General features: G+C 61.1%; 13 protein-coding genes and 1 pseudogene. 9 read left to right on the plus strand and 5 right to left on the minus strand.

The window, feature by feature from the left end; translation table 11 throughout:
• Window positions 1–13: 13 nt before the first annotated feature.
• The 4 genes from GXW79_RS11970 to GXW79_RS11985 all read left to right on the plus strand — a co-directional run bounded on the left by GXW79_RS11970 (window position 14) and on the right by GXW79_RS11985 (window position 4,190).
• Window positions 14–895: an IclR family transcriptional regulator gene (locus GXW79_RS11970; RefSeq protein ID WP_367614891.1), complete on the plus strand. Its 882-nt coding sequence runs from the start codon at window positions 14–16 to the stop codon at window positions 893–895.
• A 61-nt stretch (window positions 896–956) separates the two neighbouring features.
• Window positions 957–1,556: an amidase gene (locus GXW79_RS21670; protein WP_211874622.1), complete on the plus strand. Its 600-nt coding sequence runs from the start codon at window positions 957–959 to the stop codon at window positions 1,554–1,556.
• Between the two features lie 16 nt (window positions 1,557–1,572).
• Window positions 1,573–1,989: an amidase family protein gene (locus tag GXW79_RS21675; RefSeq protein WP_211874623.1), complete on the plus strand. Its 417-nt coding sequence runs from the start codon at window positions 1,573–1,575 to the stop codon at window positions 1,987–1,989.
• Window positions 1,990–3,191: 1,202 nt separating this feature from the next.
• Window positions 3,192–4,190 (plus strand): DNA methyltransferase, encoded by a 999-nt coding sequence (locus tag GXW79_RS11985; RefSeq protein WP_211874624.1) that lies wholly within the window; start codon window positions 3,192–3,194, stop codon window positions 4,188–4,190.
• Window positions 4,191–5,422: 1,232 nt separating this feature from the next.
• Here GXW79_RS11985 and drt4 read toward each other — a convergent pair.
• Complete coding sequence (gene drt4 / locus GXW79_RS11990) at window positions 5,423–7,126, minus strand: antiviral reverse transcriptase Drt4 (RefSeq protein ID WP_211874625.1); 1,704 nt, start codon at window positions 7,124–7,126, stop codon at window positions 5,423–5,425.
• Window positions 7,127–7,754: 628 nt separating this feature from the next.
• On the opposite strand from drt4, the gene GXW79_RS11995 reads away from it, so the two are divergent.
• The 3 genes and pseudogenes from GXW79_RS11995 to GXW79_RS12005 form a co-directional block, all read left to right on the plus strand.
• Window positions 7,755–8,111, plus strand: a complete 357-nt coding sequence (locus GXW79_RS11995) for a hypothetical protein (RefSeq protein WP_211874655.1) — start codon at window positions 7,755–7,757, stop codon at window positions 8,109–8,111.
• 417 nt (window positions 8,112–8,528) lie between these two features.
• Entirely contained in the window at window positions 8,529–9,158 is a 630-nt protein-coding gene (locus GXW79_RS12000) for a peptidoglycan recognition protein family protein (RefSeq protein ID WP_211874626.1), read from the plus strand.
• Window positions 9,145–9,497, plus strand: a pseudogene (locus GXW79_RS12005) (transposase domain-containing protein); the annotation flags it as partial. The gene GXW79_RS12000 and the pseudogene GXW79_RS12005, both read left to right, overlap by 14 nt.
• 71 nt (window positions 9,498–9,568) lie before the next feature.
• On the opposite strand, the gene GXW79_RS12010 reads toward GXW79_RS12005, so the two are convergent.
• Window positions 9,569–9,799: a hypothetical protein gene (locus GXW79_RS12010; protein ID WP_211874627.1), complete on the minus strand. Its 231-nt coding sequence runs from the start codon at window positions 9,797–9,799 to the stop codon at window positions 9,569–9,571.
• A gap of 122 nt (window positions 9,800–9,921) precedes the next feature.
• Between GXW79_RS12010 and GXW79_RS12015 the strand changes: the two genes are divergently transcribed.
• Complete coding sequence (locus tag GXW79_RS12015; protein ID WP_211874628.1) at window positions 9,922–10,068, plus strand: hypothetical protein; 147 nt, start codon at window positions 9,922–9,924, stop codon at window positions 10,066–10,068.
• Window positions 10,069–10,071: 3 nt separating this feature from the next.
• Here the strand turns inward: GXW79_RS12015 and GXW79_RS12020 are convergent, their stop codons facing one another.
• Both GXW79_RS12020 and GXW79_RS12025 read right to left on the minus strand, forming a co-directional pair.
• Window positions 10,072–11,580, minus strand: a complete 1,509-nt coding sequence (locus GXW79_RS12020; protein ID WP_211874629.1) for a peptidoglycan-binding domain-containing protein — start codon at window positions 11,578–11,580, stop codon at window positions 10,072–10,074.
• A gap of 527 nt (window positions 11,581–12,107) precedes the next feature.
• Window positions 12,108–12,377, minus strand: coding sequence for a hypothetical protein (locus tag GXW79_RS12025; RefSeq protein WP_211874630.1), 270 nt, complete (start codon window positions 12,375–12,377; stop codon window positions 12,108–12,110).
• A gap of 358 nt (window positions 12,378–12,735) precedes the next feature.
• Between GXW79_RS12025 and GXW79_RS12030 the strand changes: the two genes are divergently transcribed.
• Window positions 12,736–13,377, plus strand: a complete 642-nt coding sequence (locus GXW79_RS12030) for a tyrosine-type recombinase/integrase (protein ID WP_211874631.1) — start codon at window positions 12,736–12,738, stop codon at window positions 13,375–13,377.
• A 189-nt stretch (window positions 13,378–13,566) separates the two neighbouring features.
• Here GXW79_RS12030 and GXW79_RS12035 read toward each other — a convergent pair whose 3' ends face one another.
• Window positions 13,567–14,088 carry a GNAT family N-acetyltransferase gene (locus GXW79_RS12035; RefSeq protein WP_211874632.1) on the minus strand — a complete coding sequence of 174 codons (522 nt, stop codon included), beginning with the start codon at window positions 14,086–14,088 and terminating at the stop codon, window positions 13,567–13,569.
• Window positions 14,089–14,289: the final 201 nt, after the last annotated feature.

A 14,289-nucleotide genomic window follows, 5' to 3' on the forward strand; every position in this document is an offset into this window, starting at 1 on the left:
CCAGTTCCACAATGTGGAATTCCGAGACCTCCCCGCCTTACGTTTTTCCTGTTGCGCGGATAGCCTTGGATCGCTCTTGGGGATTGCGCCTAATGGACTCTCTCCCTCCCTCCGATGGCGCGCGCGTCGTGAGCGCGCGGTTTCACTGCTCCGCGAAGTCTCCGCTGCGCGCGGCAATGGCGCGACGCTGAAGATGCTGGCCCACTGTGCGGGTCTGCCGCAGCCCACGGCCCACCGCCTTCTCAAGGTGTTGCAGGCGGAGGGCCTGCTCGAGCGCGACCCGGCGAGCCGCAGCTATCGGCTGGGCTCCCTCCTCTATGAGTTCGGCCTGGCGGCGGCGCCGCGCGTCGATGCGCGCCGTCTCTGCGCCGGCACGCTGGAGCGCATCACGGAGGCGGTCGGCGACACGACCTATCTGAACTGCCGCAGCGACAATGACGCGCTCTGTCTGGACCGCAGCGAAGGCGTGTCCGAGATCCGCGCCCTGCCGATCGAGATCGGAAACCGGCGGCCGCTTGGCGTGGGCGCGGGCTCGCTGGCCGTCCTCGCGAGCCTGCCCTCGAGCGAGGTCGATGCCGTCATCGCCGCCAATGCCGGGCGTTACCGCCGCCATGGCCTGACCGCGGAACGCATCCGCACCTACGTCGAAGCGACGCGGGCACGCGGCTTCGCCATCACCTCGGGCCGCATTGTCGCACGCTACCGCGGTGTCGCGATCGCGATCGGCAATGGCATCGGCGGCACGCCGGCATCGCTTTCGGTCGTCGCCGTGGCCGAGCGGCTTGATACGCGACGCATCGAACTGGTCGCGCGTCTCCTCGCGCGCGAAAAGAAGGCCCTGCGGGCGATCCTGACGAACGAGCGCGAAAACCCGCGCAGAGGTATTGCCCCATGATGACCGAGATCCCGCCGCCGCTGAGCGCCCTGGCCATGTCGCAGGCGCTGGCGCGGGAGAGGTGACCCCAGCCGTACTTCTTGACGAGGCCCTCACGCGGATCGCGCGCGCGAATGACGCGCTCGGCGCCTTCGTCCATGTCGATGTCGAAGGCGCGGCCCGTGCCGCCGCGGAGGCGGGCGCACGCCAGGCGGCCGGCGCGCGGCGCGGCCCGCTGGATGGCGTTCCGGTCGCGGTGAAGGACAACCTCTGGGTCGCCGGCATGCCGGCCCATTGGGGGAGCCGGACGTGGGCGGATTTCGTGCCGCCCTGCGACGACATCCCGGTGGAGCGCCTGCGCGCCTCGGGTGCCGTGATCCTGGGCAAGACCAACACGCCCGAATTCGCATTGTCCAGACGAACGGACAGCCGGCTGCGCGGGCCGGCGCGCAACCCATGGGATGTGTCGCTGACACCGGGCGGCTCGAGCGGCGGCTCGGTGACCGCTGTCGCGGCGGGGATGGTCCCGCTCGCGCTGACCACCGATGCCGGCGGCTCCACGCGCCTCCCTGCGAGCTACACCGGGCTGTACGGGCTGCGCCCTTCCAATGGCCGCATCGCGCGCCGCTACGGCTTCCCACCGATTGGGATCGACTTCCAGGCCGTGGGCTGTTGCCCGTAGCCTGGAGGACCTGGAGATGGCCTATCGCCTGCTCGCGGGGCCAGATCCGCGCGATCCCTCCTCGTCACGCCTGCCTCCCGCCTCGGCCACGCGAAGGCCCCGCATCGGCTGGTTTGCGCGCCTTGCAGGCGAACCCGTGCATCTAGAAGTGGAGGCGGCCGTGCAGGAATGTGTCGCCGTACTGCAGGCAGCCGGATACGACATCGTGCCGCGTGCAGCGCCCTATGATGTGGCGATCGTGTGTAAGGTCTGGGGCACGCTGAGTTCCGCGGGCGCGGCACGGGCGGCGGAGATGCATCCCGATCGTTGGCGCTCAGAGGCGAGCGCGGCCATCGCGGCCACGGCGGCGCGAGGCCTTGCCTTGACGGCCGTCGATTACGTGCGTGCGCTGGATAGTCTCGCGGAAATCCGCACGGGAGTCGCGGATGCCTGAGGCGACGTGGATGTTTTCCTCTGCCCGAGTGCCGCCTCGCCCGCATGGCCGATCGGAGACGAGTTCCCCTGCGAAATTGGCGGCGCACCGGGCAATGCGGGGGCGCAGAACGCCTTTGCGACCTGGTGAACGCCATCGGCCATCCCGGCCTCAACGTTCCGGCCCGGCCCCATTCGAATGGGCTGCCGCTCGGCGTGCAACTCGTCGGACGCTTCGGCGGCGAGAATGACCTTTTCGAGCTCGCGCCTGGCATCCCCGGCCGCGCGGAAAGGAAGGTGCCCGACTTTCCGCGATGGTAGCGGTGAACGGCGCAGATGGCCCGAGTGAGCCCTCCCCGGTGTCATTCAAGTGGGGGACCAAGGGGAGATAATGGGACGATTCCACGCGAGTCCCACCTTTTGGTTGCGTTCAACGCCTACGAGGCAACGAAACCAGGTAGTTAGCTATCACTGCGCGTTTAGATGCTGCTAGGCGGCCGATAAATTCCCGCTTACGCGGCCCTGGATGCGCCCAATATCTACTCTCACGTGGGAATTTTGCCATTCCACATGAGACTAGCTGTCTGAAATTCCCGCCTCACCGATGCCGCTCTAGCAGCGTTCACCTTGGTTTAAGGGCTGCTGTCGTGGCCGCTAATTCACGGTCTCTCGGTTACACTGCCGTACAGGATAGATGCGGCGTCCGTCTGGTGCGCCCGCCGCGTTAGATCATCGACCACGGTCTCGGTCTTTCCGCATGTCCTGCTTCCCAGCGCCTAGCGCCGGGCCTCCACATTCTACGAGCCGTTCGCGGCCCACGTGTGACGCAGCGGGCACTGCGGCACGGGGCGGAATCAAGCCTTCAGCAACTCATCTCGAGTAGATGGGTCTTGAAAATGTCCCGGCTTAGGCGATCGAGGACTTTGAGACCAGTTTCACGCGCCGCGGGCATCGTCAGAGATGCCGGACGATCAGGCAGACACTTCTCGTCGCACGCCTCGCGCCACGAGGTTCTCGGCAGACGAGCCCACGCCAAGCTTCCAATTCCAACTAGCGCTCGGTCAGGAATTCACCGCTCTGGTAGATCGCTGCCACGCCGCCAGTGCCGGTACTCACGCGAAAAGAGCGCATCGATTGTGGGGGGCGGGGTATGCATCAAAGGCGTCGTGACGCCACGCTCGGGAGCGAGACCAAACTGCTGCATTCGCCTGGAAGCTGCTTCAAATGGAAATCACCACTCGATCCGTTGCGGCGTCACATCAGTATGAACTGAACCTCTCGGACGGAAGCGCCCACTACCGCACGGTATCGCCACCCGAGGCTGACAGCACGATCTTTCGCCACGGACGCGCTACCTTGCACCTAGCCGATCCCTTCGCTTGGCTGAATGCCTGCGAGCCGCGTTCGATCCAAGCTGTTGTGACAGATCCGCCCTTTGGGGTGCACGAGTTCAAGGCCTTTGAGATGCACAAGCTGCGTCACGGCATCGGCGGAGTGTGGCGATCGCCGACGCACTTGAACGGCCACCGTCGGGCGGCTGTCCCGCGTTTCACCGTCATGACCGCGTCCGATCACCAAGCGCTCCAGGCGTTCTACGAAGAGTTTGGCCGTCTGGTTGCCCGCATCGTCGTGCCTGGCGCCAACATCATTGTCGCCGCCCATCCGCTGTTGTTCCATATCGTAGCCTGTACCCTGGTCCGGAGCGGCCTTGAGAATCGCGGAAGTATTATGCGCCAAGTAACCACCCTGCGAGGGGGAGACCGGCCGAAGGGTGCCGAGAGAGAGTTCTGCGACGTGAGCGTCATGCCGCGAGCGAACTGGGAGCCATGGCTCATATTTCGCGCGCCGCCGGAGGGGAGGGTACAAGACAATCTGCGTCACTGGGGGACGGGTGGCTTCCGCCGCGAGTCCGCCGCACGCCCGTTCAACGATTTGATCCAGTCCTCTCCGGCCTCACCATTCGAGAAGGCTCTCGCTCCGCACCCCTGCCTGAAACCACAGGCCTTTTTGCGCCAGATCGTTAAAGCCGTGCTGCCGCTGGGAACGGGGGTGGTGCTGGATCCCTTTGCGGGCTCAGGATCGATGCTCGCTGCCGCCAATGCGCTGGGATACGCCAGCGTCGGCATCGAGCACGATCCGGTTTATTTCAAGCTCGCGCGGGCCGCCATACCCGAGCTGCAAAATATCGAATGCGGAAAAACGACGACACCCTCCAAGCGCTAAAAGACTGCTTTAGCGTCAGCAACTCGACAATCGACCGCTTCAGAATGACACAGCATAGGTACTCGGCTGGCGTCGATTCTTACACCACGGCGACGTGCGGACTGCGGCCCCATCGACGATGATGCGGGGAGCCCCTGGCCTTACCATTGTGCCAGAAACACGCGATCCAGTACGGGGCCCTAAGCACGGCCACCTTCGAGGGAAAAGGTAACGCCCGACATCACGGCGCCACCGCTCCTATGTGCCGCAGCGGGTTCTAAAGTGTCGCGCCGCGGGGGGCGACACCGTTCTGCGCCGGGTGTCGGCCGCGGATATCGAGGCAGCAGTGGTGGCCCAGGCGCGGGTGCTGCTGCGGCAGCCGGAGATCGTCGTCGGCGCATGGCGGCGGCGCAAAGGAGGCGCTCGATCTGACCGAGGGCGAAACGCAGAACGCGCTGCACCGGCCCGACAGCTGTCGGATCAGCTATTTCCGGCGGAGTAGGCGCGGATTGTGCGCTTGCTAGTGGAGCGCGTGGTGCTCGGCCCGGCCGGCGCCAACAGCCGCCCTCGCGCCGAAGGCCTTACGGGTCTGGTTTGGGATCTGACTGCCATCGCACCGGCTGCCCTGAGAGCGGCTGCATGACAACGCGACCAGTTTCAAAGTCCGAGTGCCGGAGGCTATCCGGCGCCCGCCGGGCAGAAAAACTGGCGTGACGTCAATCGTCGATGGGGTGGCGCCAGTCACAACGCGGGTCGACCCCGCGCTGGTCAGCACGCTTACAACTAGCGTTCTGATCCAACTAATTTTGATGAGGGACGGTATGCGTCCATAGCTGAAATGGCAGCGACAGAGCGCGTCGATCGCGGTATCTGAAGATGCTGCGGCGCCTGACGCCCGTTACGCTGCAGATCTTGGAAGCGATCCTCGATGCGAATGCGCTCAGTGGGGTTCTGCTATCCGCACTCCTCGACACATCCCCCGACCTATGGGAGTGCCCGCACGAGTACTTGGTGCGCGGCTGACGAAGCAAACCAGTGTCCGCTTAGCGCCCATCCCGGTCATGAGAAGGGCCCGCCTAGCTTCCTGAAAGCGGACAACGCGCCTCCTTCGATTGCTGGCAGGGATGGGCGGGAGGCGAACTAGCCGGTTTGCGATGGAGGCAGCGCCGTAGCAGACTGGCGCGGTGCATTCAGTCAGATCGTTTGTGTCACTGGGGGTTCGAACTCTTCTGGATGAACTCTTGCACACCTCCTTATCGCTCGTTTTCCGGCCCGAGCAATAACCCCTTAAATAATCCCTTAGCGAAATTGGACGCTCGGCGACCGAAATCATCGTGATCCCAGTCCACAAAGGAAACGCCCATCTCCTTCATCGTATGGAAGACTTTATTGTCCTCCTTGGTTTTGTAGGGTGGGTTCGCTATCTCGCCGTCGCGGTATAACTGGTATAAGACCATCCATACTCGATCGACGTCATACTCGCTGAGACGTTCTTCATTAAGGCCAATGCCGAACGCCTCCGCCCAGGCTAACAGCGGATCAAGTGGCAGCTTTTTCTTCTTAGCGTAAACATATCCCATGAGCACAACCATGGGGTCATTCGTTCCGCAGCAACGCTCTGGCAGCCCGATCTCAGTTTCCCCATTGAGCTGCAACAAATAATATATGCACCAGATAATGTTGTCGGATTGCGCTAGCGCAAACGATCTTTTGAGAAGAGTGGCCAATCGCTTTTCGACCCGATGCTCAACCAAGTTATCAGACGATGGTTTGTACGAAAGCCATCTTTGAATCAGCGGGATCAAAGTAGGATAGTAGTAGGCATATCGGAGCAATGCATCCTCAAAATATCTTTCCGCCGCCTCATCAGCGGCACCAGAACTGATCTTGTCGATATCAGCATCAATAATTGCGGAAAATGCGTACTTGATCACGCTGCCATCAGGAAATTCTTTGCTGAGGGCAAGCGCTTTATCTATTATTAATTTGAGCTGTCGAAATTTTATCTTCTCTCTCACTCCTCCGTCAGTGGTTCTCGATCCGTCATCCACGCCGAGGAACAGGTTTAAGTCGGTCACCCATTCGTCACGATTTACGACCGGCAACTGTGAGACATGGGTTTTCCGCAGATTCAGAGTCAGCGCATATCCTTCCAATGAACGCGCAAGATCAATCAAAAACTGATCTCCCTCGTCCCGATTGTCAACATAGGCGGTGTAGTCATCGATATATCGCGTGAAGAAATATTTAGATCGGAGCGTTTCATCGACTTTGAATAACAATATTTCGCTTAAGATTGTTGACGTTGCCGGACCGATGGGCACGCCTTTAGTCTCTCCCCTTTGGCATTGCTGCACAGCTCTATCGATCTGATTATACCACTGATCAATGTGCTTCGCCCCCTTATGCTTTTTGGCTTCCTCATGCCCGACGAGCGCCCATGGCAGGGCGTGACTATAGATGCTGTGATAAAAATTGTTGATGTCGGTCTTGATCCGATAGTTTTTTCCAAAATCGGAAAGAGGGTCTTGATCCTCAACTTCGCCGTCCACCGAAGTGTGATCGTATTTGTGGACGACAATCCGGCCATCTTCATGCAGTCCGAATTCTAATTGAGAGTTGGGGCTCTGGCAGACCGAGCCGATTTTGCTCCACTGTGCGGCAATGACATTGACGAGTTGGGCGTAAGCCCTTGGATGGGGTATTCCCATCATTCGAGGAATATTGGGGTGCCGCGTCCTGCGAAAGGGTAGAAGATCGTAGCCCCTCCTGATACGGGCCGGAATTTCGAGCAGTTTTGCAGCCACCTCGGGCGTGAAGTGAACCGAGCTGAAAATGGGCGGGAGCTCTTCCTTATGATCATGCTGTCTGGGCAAATAGTTGTATTGAAGAAGCGCCTTGCGCACAGCTTCTTTGTCCAGGCCGTTGAGGGTCGCTTCCGTTCCTAAGTCGCTCATGCGGCCTCCTCTGCAAGTTTCGCTGCGTCGCGGACGCGAATTTCGCAGGACGTGAGTTCCGGGAGTAGGAGGTCACGCATGCTCGCTAGTGGATAAGCCCTGACGGAAGAATTCGAAAAGGATTCCCTCGGCGCCGGGCGGCATACGAGTCGAGAGCATGCGCACCGGGATCAGCTTTGAAGTTGCTGCCAGCGACCGTCAGCGATTGATCGGGATCGGTAGCTGTCCAAGCAGGCGCGTGAATTGACGACCGATGTTCAGCTTTGATGGCCCGGGGGCAGACAGACGGCTTCGGGCCAAATTCTGCCTCTCCGCATCGCACCCTTTCCCGCCGTTCACTTGACTCGTCGGCGACCCCAGAAGCTGTCGATCCGTCGCGTTAGGCCAAAGGCATTACGCGAAACAATTGGGGTGATTGCGACAAAAAACTACTCAACCGTTCGACGCGACCAGTATTCTCGACATAGCCAATCCCAGCGCGTACGCAGTCGCAAGGCGTAGCAAATCGTGGCCAGGCGCGAGTATCGCGACCACATCAAGCAGGTTGTCACCACGTCGAGCTTGGCGACACTTCCAAATGCAATTGATTTCAACGTCGTTCCAACATTGACAACGATCGCGGTGTGGCATGATCTCGTGCGATGGGGATCCTCACCAACTGGCAGCGGCCGAGAAGATCAACTCGTCCTACGTCTCGCTCCTGCTCCGCCTCACGCTGCTGGCGCCGAACATCGTCCAGACGATCCTGGACGGGCGGCAGCCAGCGGGGATGACGCTGCCAGCCCTCATGGAGCCGTTTCCGGTGGAGTGGGAGCGGCAGCGAAAGTTGAAACGAGCGTGGGTGGTACGGCTCGCTGAGCATCCATCAGTCCTCCGTCTCGAATCCTTGCTGCGTGAACTTCAGCGTGTTCCCATTCTCCGTCACAACGCGGACCAGCTCTGCCGTGAAGCCGGATGGCAGGTCAGCTTCGATCTCGATCCGTAGCTTCACCTTCGCCCCACGGCTCGTATTGGAACTGGCGGAGGAAGTGCGACTAGATGCAAACGGTCTCTGGCCAGGAGCATTGATCTGCGACCGCGCCCCGGGCGCTGCGGCCAGCGCTTCGCGTCAGTCTCCTGCGCTACGTCGCTCATGTTTCTGATCCGCGGCATCATCGCCACCATCAGGCAGGACCGTCAGTTTGCGGGCTGTTCGAAATTCGCGAGCCACTTCTGCAAGCCAGGATGCAGAGCGCGAACGGACAGAGCGGCCAGCGAAAGGCGAAGTCGCGCCAGCGCCACATGATGCGTCGCATCACATCATGACGGGCGACACCGCATTGTCGCTTGGCGCGGCCCGCCTGGCGATGCGAGCCTCCAGGAACGTGACCCTGAGTGCCGACGCGGCTGAAAGGAGCCAGCAATGCCTGTCTTTCCTGACAATGATGGTACGAAGTGGCTGACCGATCCCGCGAACCTGCGAAAGGATGCCAACGGCAAGGTAGTACGCGTCGTCGTCCATACCACGGCGGCGGGGATGACCCTGCAAGACCAGGCCGGCAGCGCCTACAACACCTGGACGAGCGCATCGGAGCGTGAGCGCATGGGGGTCGGCATGGTCTCGGCGCATTTCTGTGTGGAGCTCGATGGGCGGGTCATCCAGTTCGTCGATACCAAAGACATCGCCTTCGGCACCGGCTGGCTGACCGGCACGTCGGTCCATATCGAGTTCGCTGGCATCGGACCCAATCAACTGCTGGAGCCGCAGCTGCAATACGGCAGCAACTTGATCGCCTGGATCGCCAAAGCACATCCGGATGTTGCGCTAGACCCGACGGGCGTCAGCGAGGCCGATCCGGGGGACCCAACCAAGCCGGGCATCACTTGCCACAAGTTCATTCAGGTGGTGTGGCGCGCTAAGCCGGAGAACAAGACAGCGAAATTCACCCCGAAGGACTGCCCCGGCACGGGCGTAATCGGTCAATTGCCGGACCTGGCGCGACGCGCGAAACTTCGCCTAGCGTTGCTGAACACACCGATCGCGGCGCCTTGAACTGGCCCGTGCGATGAACTTCCTGCCGACGCGCTCGGACGCATTCAGCAGGTTCGCGCCGCTGGCTGCATCTTCCTAACCAACAACGCGGCCGAACGCGCGCTGCGCGGCATCGCCCTCGAGAGAAGGTCCTGGCTGTTCGAAGCGTCCGACCGGGGCGGGGAGCGGGCGGCTCCGATGTGCTCGCTGGTCGCCACCGCCAAGCTGAATGACGTCGATCCTTGCGCCTGCCTGGCCGACGTGCTGGCCCGCATCGCCGACCATCCCGCATCACGCATACCGGAGTTGCTGCCCTGGAACTGGAAGAACACCCAGACTCAGCTGGCCGCTGCCGCCTAATCATTACCTGCCCGCGGCCCTGGCCGGATGGGTACGATCAGCCAGACGTGGCAGACGATGCACAGGAGCGATTAGCTGATCATACCCAGTGCCCACATTCCCAGCACCATGGCGAATACGCCGAGCCCAGCAATCGCGATGAATACATCGAAGCCGGACATTCGCCAGTTGCCCATTGGAGCCCATCTGGGTGCGTAAGCGTATTCGGGGTTCGAAGCCTGCTGCCGCTGCGCAATTTCGCGGAAGCGAGCGTTCTCTGCCCGGCTCTGCGAGTCTCCCAGGTCGTGGTCGTCGCTCGCCATCCTTTTCGCCTCCCTGTAGCCGCGTGTGATCCTACCGTATTCTCGTCTGGTTCCGCTTTCGGTATCCACTCGGATAACAGCTGATCAATCCCGCTAGACGGCCGGGCTTAAGGCGTTGGTTGATGTGCAACCTCTACTCGATGACCAGCAACCAGCAAGCCAAACGCGACCTGGCGGCCGGCTGGACCGATGCCGGGCATTCAGACGTGGCATGTTGCTGGTTCGAGTGCCGCACCTCCGATGCGGACGTGCACCTGGCCGTCAGCTGAGCATCATCGAAAGAGCAAGCCTTCGTCCGCCGGTAGGGGGAGTGTGAGACCAAGCGCTCCGAGGGTCCCGCGCCCGACCTCCCCGTCCTGAAGCAAGCCCCTATTCGCCTGGAAGGCACGAACGGCGACGTCGGTAGCAGACCCAAACGTTGCGGCCGGGTCCGGATCCGATGTGAAGCCCTGAGCGCTCAGAGCAGAGCGAAGCTCAGATACCGCAGGGCCTCGATCCCCAAGCTGGTAGAACGTGCGGACCGTGACGAAAGTGAGGACCCCACCGACGCGCAGTCTTGCTACGAGGGGCGAGAGCCTGCGTCCTAATGCGGGCGGAGGAAGGCCGGCATTGCTTTCCTCTGCTGATGGCAGTGCCAAGCCAAGAGCTGGCATAGTCACTGGTCCGACCTCTCCGTCCGGAAAAAGGCCGCGCGACACCTGGAAAGTTGCGACTGCTGCGGCCGTAAGCGCAAGAAATTGGCCGGTGGCCGTGACCTCTGTGCGAGGGAATCCGGGCATTTCCACTCGTATCCCGAGTTCTCGAAGCCTCTCTTGGAGCTTCAGGACGCCGGGGCCGCGATCCCCGCGACGATACACTGTCCTCGGCGTGGGCGGACCGACGGCGTCGGCTTTGACAATCGGAATAGGGGCGGGTTCGGCCAGCGGAGGAACTAGCATTCCGGGATCGAAAATACGGGGCGGCGATATCTGACCGTTCGAGAGCTTTATCGCGTGGTCAACCACAGCGTTTATCAGCTTCGTGTACGTCGAAATCGCCGACATCATGGTCTCAGGCGATGCCACATTCCTAAAAAACTCAGGATGCTGCAAAACAAATTCTAAGTCGTTCTTGACTTGAATAAATCTGAGTTTCCTTTCGCGGGTGTCCCGCAATGCGAATATGAAGGCTTCCTGCTGCTCCGGCGTCGGGAGCGGGAGGGGAAGAGTATTGTACGTCGCAACCTCAGTTTCGTATGCCGCTGGATGCTCATTCGCGATCTCAGGGAATTTCTTGAACCTAGCAATCACCTCATCGATTGCAGCGACAGGCGCACTCTGGGCCCCTATCCCGGCGTTCTGAAACATTGTCACATTGAATTCAGATCTCGTTTGGTCGGACGCGTTGAAGGTGTTGAAACTGGACTTGAAGCTCCCGCTAGCCAAAAGGCCATTGGCTTCAGCCTGCAGCGTTGCTGCCAGCGATGCCTGCGTCGATTGTGACACGGACGTCATTCGCACAACGGCGTAGAATTCGCCGCCGGTCTGAAGGCCTCGGACGAAGCTATCCCCGAATGCGAGAGTAAATTCGTCGAACCGTAATGCGTCGATGAGCTGTTGTGCTGATTGCTTCAGGACAAAGTTTTTGCCTCGCTTCAAAGGGTTTTTTACGAGACATCGTGCCACAAGGAATGTCGATGTAGAATTGAATCGGGTGTTTTCCGCGAATTCAGCCTTCCCACCACCTGAAAAAAATCCGTATCGGCCTTGCGCTTCGAAGGAAAAATTGATCGCCTGCATCATCTGTTCATGCGACGTCACCAGTGTGGCTGATGCAGTTACTTCCTGCCCTAAAATGACAGCCCCCCGTCTACAACAAAGTTTTCTAGGCAAGTGCCGATCGCGAGCCCGGTGGAGCTCGCGAACCCCATCCCGATCTCTTCATTTTGGAATGCCAACATCCGAATTTGTGGCAAATCGACGGGCATCTAATCAATCTCCTCTCGACGAATGTCTTTCGGGCGTCCAGCCAAAACCAGCGCATCGGCTGCCTTTGGATCACTACAAGATCTCCATGATCGTTTGCGGTGCGATTGGTCACACCGCGAGCGGCAGCGTTTCGGTCTGAATGACAACCTGGCGACCAAGATCGTGATGCGTCGTCCATATCGGACGCTTAGCATCCGTGGACTATTTAGAGTTGTCTGCCAGTGAGGGCGTCGACCTTCTAATTGTCATCACTGAGCCGAAGAACGACTACCCGTCGCAAACGTAGGTCTCGGCCATCGCGGCCGCCACGATGATGCGGCCGTTGAGCAGTCATTGGGCGATCATGGTTTCGACCAGTGGGAGGAGGGGACCGCGGCTTGCTTCGTCGCCAGCGCGATGTAGCCGCGCGCGGTCATGTGCCGGAGCAGATACAGGGCGGCGACGGAAGCCAGATCCTCCTTCAAAGAGGCCGCGCCGTATGGCTTCCCGCGCTCAACGAAGCGGAACGTGTAGCCGATGTGCTGGGCAGGCTGGTGCGACGCCACCTCGCTGTATTCCCCGCCATCCCGCTCCACAGTAAATGGCACCGGGAACAGGAGTTGGAGCCTCATCAGCACTTAGTCCACGCCTCGCTGAGGGCCGTGGCGGGCAAGGCAAGGTGGCGAGCATAGCAATAACCCCGGGCGAGCTCTGCCGCCTCTCCCACGGTCACATTGCGCTGGTTGATGGCGCCGCGGACCATCATCGCCGACGGAGGCAAGGGTTAGCTTCGGCACGTTTTTACCACATCTGCTTCCATGCGTGCGGCGGTTTCAAGCCGCCATTCCACTTTCGGCCACGCACCGCGAGGAGGCATTCTACTTCCATCCTGAAATGCAATATGCGGCGACCGACGCCCACGTGCGCTCCAGTACAATCACCCTGGGCCCCACCATGTCGGGCCGCACCTTCGCGGCCAGGAGACATGCCATGCACCCCACTAACAAATCGGCACCTTTGCCGCACACGCGCCCAGTGGTCCCGTGGAACAAGGGCCGCTTCGTCGGTCCCAAGCCGCCACTGAAGCCCAAACAAGTCTGGGCGATCCGGCTCTTCCTCCAACGCGAACAACGCGTGCGCGATTTGGCGATGTTCGACCTGGCGGTCGATAGCAAGCTGCGTGGTTGTGACCTGGTAAAGCTCAAGATCGGCGAGGTGGTGGTCAATGCCGGGGCACGCCAGCGGGCGACGGTCGTGCAGCAAAAGACGGGTAAGCCCGTCCAGTTCGAACTGACCGAGCAGACGCGTGACAGCTTGATTGCTTGGCTCGAGGTGCGCGGCGGCTCGCTCGACGAATTCGTATTCCCGAGCCGCGTTGATTGCGACGGTCACGTCAGTACGCGGCAGTATGCTCGGCTCGTCGGTGAGTGGGTCGGAGCCACCGGGCTCAGCCCGTCCGCCTACGGCACCCACAGCCTGCGGCGGACCAAGGTCGCGCTGATCTACAAGCGAACGGGGAATCTGCGCGCCGTGCAGATACTGCTCGGACACACCAAGCTCGAGAGCACGGTGCGGTATCTCGGCGTCGATGCTGAGGACGCGCTTACCCTCTCCGAGGCGACAGAAATCTGAAGCTCCCTCAACGAAGTCGGTCCGCTCATGGCACGCTCAGACTTCGTAGCGGATCGGCCGCCTCTCGGTCTTGAGCCGGCCCTCCGCGCCCTTGCTGGCCGTTCAGACGCGTCCAGCGGCGCCGCGGAACTAGAAATCCAACCGTGGGCGCCAGATGTCGAAGATTGAAGGAGAGCGGATTTACCCGGATCAGAGGCGCGACCATGCCATGAGCACTTCGTCATGGTAATCGTGACCAACCTTGAGAGCTCGTGGCTCCAGGCCGTACGGCGTGAACCCAGCCCGCTTGTAGAGACGAACGGCGGCCGTGTTGGTCGCGACGACCGTGAGCCGAACTTCCTCGACGATGTGCCTGGCATGCGCGAGCACCTGCGTGACCAACATCGGCGCAAGTCCCGTTCCTCTGGCCTGCGGCCGAACATACATGCCCCAGAGAACACCCTTGTGCCTCAGCTTTGGGCTATCCATCGTGTAGAAGCCGACGATCCCGCTCAACGTGGAGGCCCCGGCCGGTCCGCCGCCGAATACCGTGCTCCGGTCCAGCCTGTCTGTGAACCAGGCTAGCGGTTGTGCGGTTTCCTCCTCCCACGACGCGCCGAACGACTCAGGATGCGACCGAAGAGCCTCGAGCCGCAGATCGCGAAAACCGGGCGCATCCGACGCCGAGAGGCGACGGACCGCGAAGGTAGGACTGAGGCTGGACTGACTCATGGCCGCACCTTAATTGAGCATTCCAAGGTCCGCATCGGGTGGGAAGCTGCCAACCGGGGCGCGGACCATGGACGGCCGCTTCGACGCGCCGGTCGACCAGTAACGGTCCGACTGCTTTCGGCCAATTTCCGGCGCAATGGGCGGCGGTGCAGGGAACGAGATGATCGCACTTGCCCTAGTCTTCATCCTGCGGTCTGCCAC

It is taken from the genome of Plastoroseomonas arctica (genome assembly GCF_018128965.1).
GTDB classification, from domain to species: Bacteria; Pseudomonadota; Alphaproteobacteria; order Acetobacterales; family Acetobacteraceae; genus Plastoroseomonas; species Plastoroseomonas arctica.

What these genes read in the sequence shown, in the direction of transcription:
- GXW79_RS12020 (WP_211874629.1), bottom strand. Translation starts at nt 11,580, where the DNA reads ATGATGCAGGCGATCAATTTTTCCTTCGAAGCGCAAGGCCGATACGGA.
- GXW79_RS12030 (WP_211874631.1), top strand. Translation starts at nt 12,736, where the DNA reads ATGCACCCCACTAACAAATCGGCACCTTTGCCGCACACGCGCCCAGTG.
- GXW79_RS11985 (WP_211874624.1), top strand. Translation starts at nt 3,192, where the DNA reads ATGGAAATCACCACTCGATCCGTTGCGGCGTCACATCAGTATGAACTG.
- GXW79_RS11995 (WP_211874655.1), top strand. Translation starts at nt 7,755, where the DNA reads ATGATCTCGTGCGATGGGGATCCTCACCAACTGGCAGCGGCCGAGAAG.
- GXW79_RS12000 (WP_211874626.1), top strand. Translation starts at nt 8,529, where the DNA reads ATGCCTGTCTTTCCTGACAATGATGGTACGAAGTGGCTGACCGATCCC.
- GXW79_RS21675 (WP_211874623.1), top strand. Translation starts at nt 1,573, where the DNA reads ATGGCCTATCGCCTGCTCGCGGGGCCAGATCCGCGCGATCCCTCCTCG.
- GXW79_RS12035 (WP_211874632.1), bottom strand. Translation starts at nt 14,088, where the DNA reads ATGAGTCAGTCCAGCCTCAGTCCTACCTTCGCGGTCCGTCGCCTCTCG.
- GXW79_RS12015 (WP_211874628.1), top strand. Translation starts at nt 9,922, where the DNA reads ATGTGCAACCTCTACTCGATGACCAGCAACCAGCAAGCCAAACGCGAC.
- GXW79_RS12025 (WP_211874630.1), bottom strand. Translation starts at nt 12,377, where the DNA reads ATGAGGCTCCAACTCCTGTTCCCGGTGCCATTTACTGTGGAGCGGGAT.
- drt4 (WP_211874625.1), bottom strand. Translation starts at nt 7,126, where the DNA reads ATGAGCGACTTAGGAACGGAAGCGACCCTCAACGGCCTGGACAAAGAA.
- GXW79_RS12010 (WP_211874627.1), bottom strand. Translation starts at nt 9,799, where the DNA reads ATGGCGAGCGACGACCACGACCTGGGAGACTCGCAGAGCCGGGCAGAG.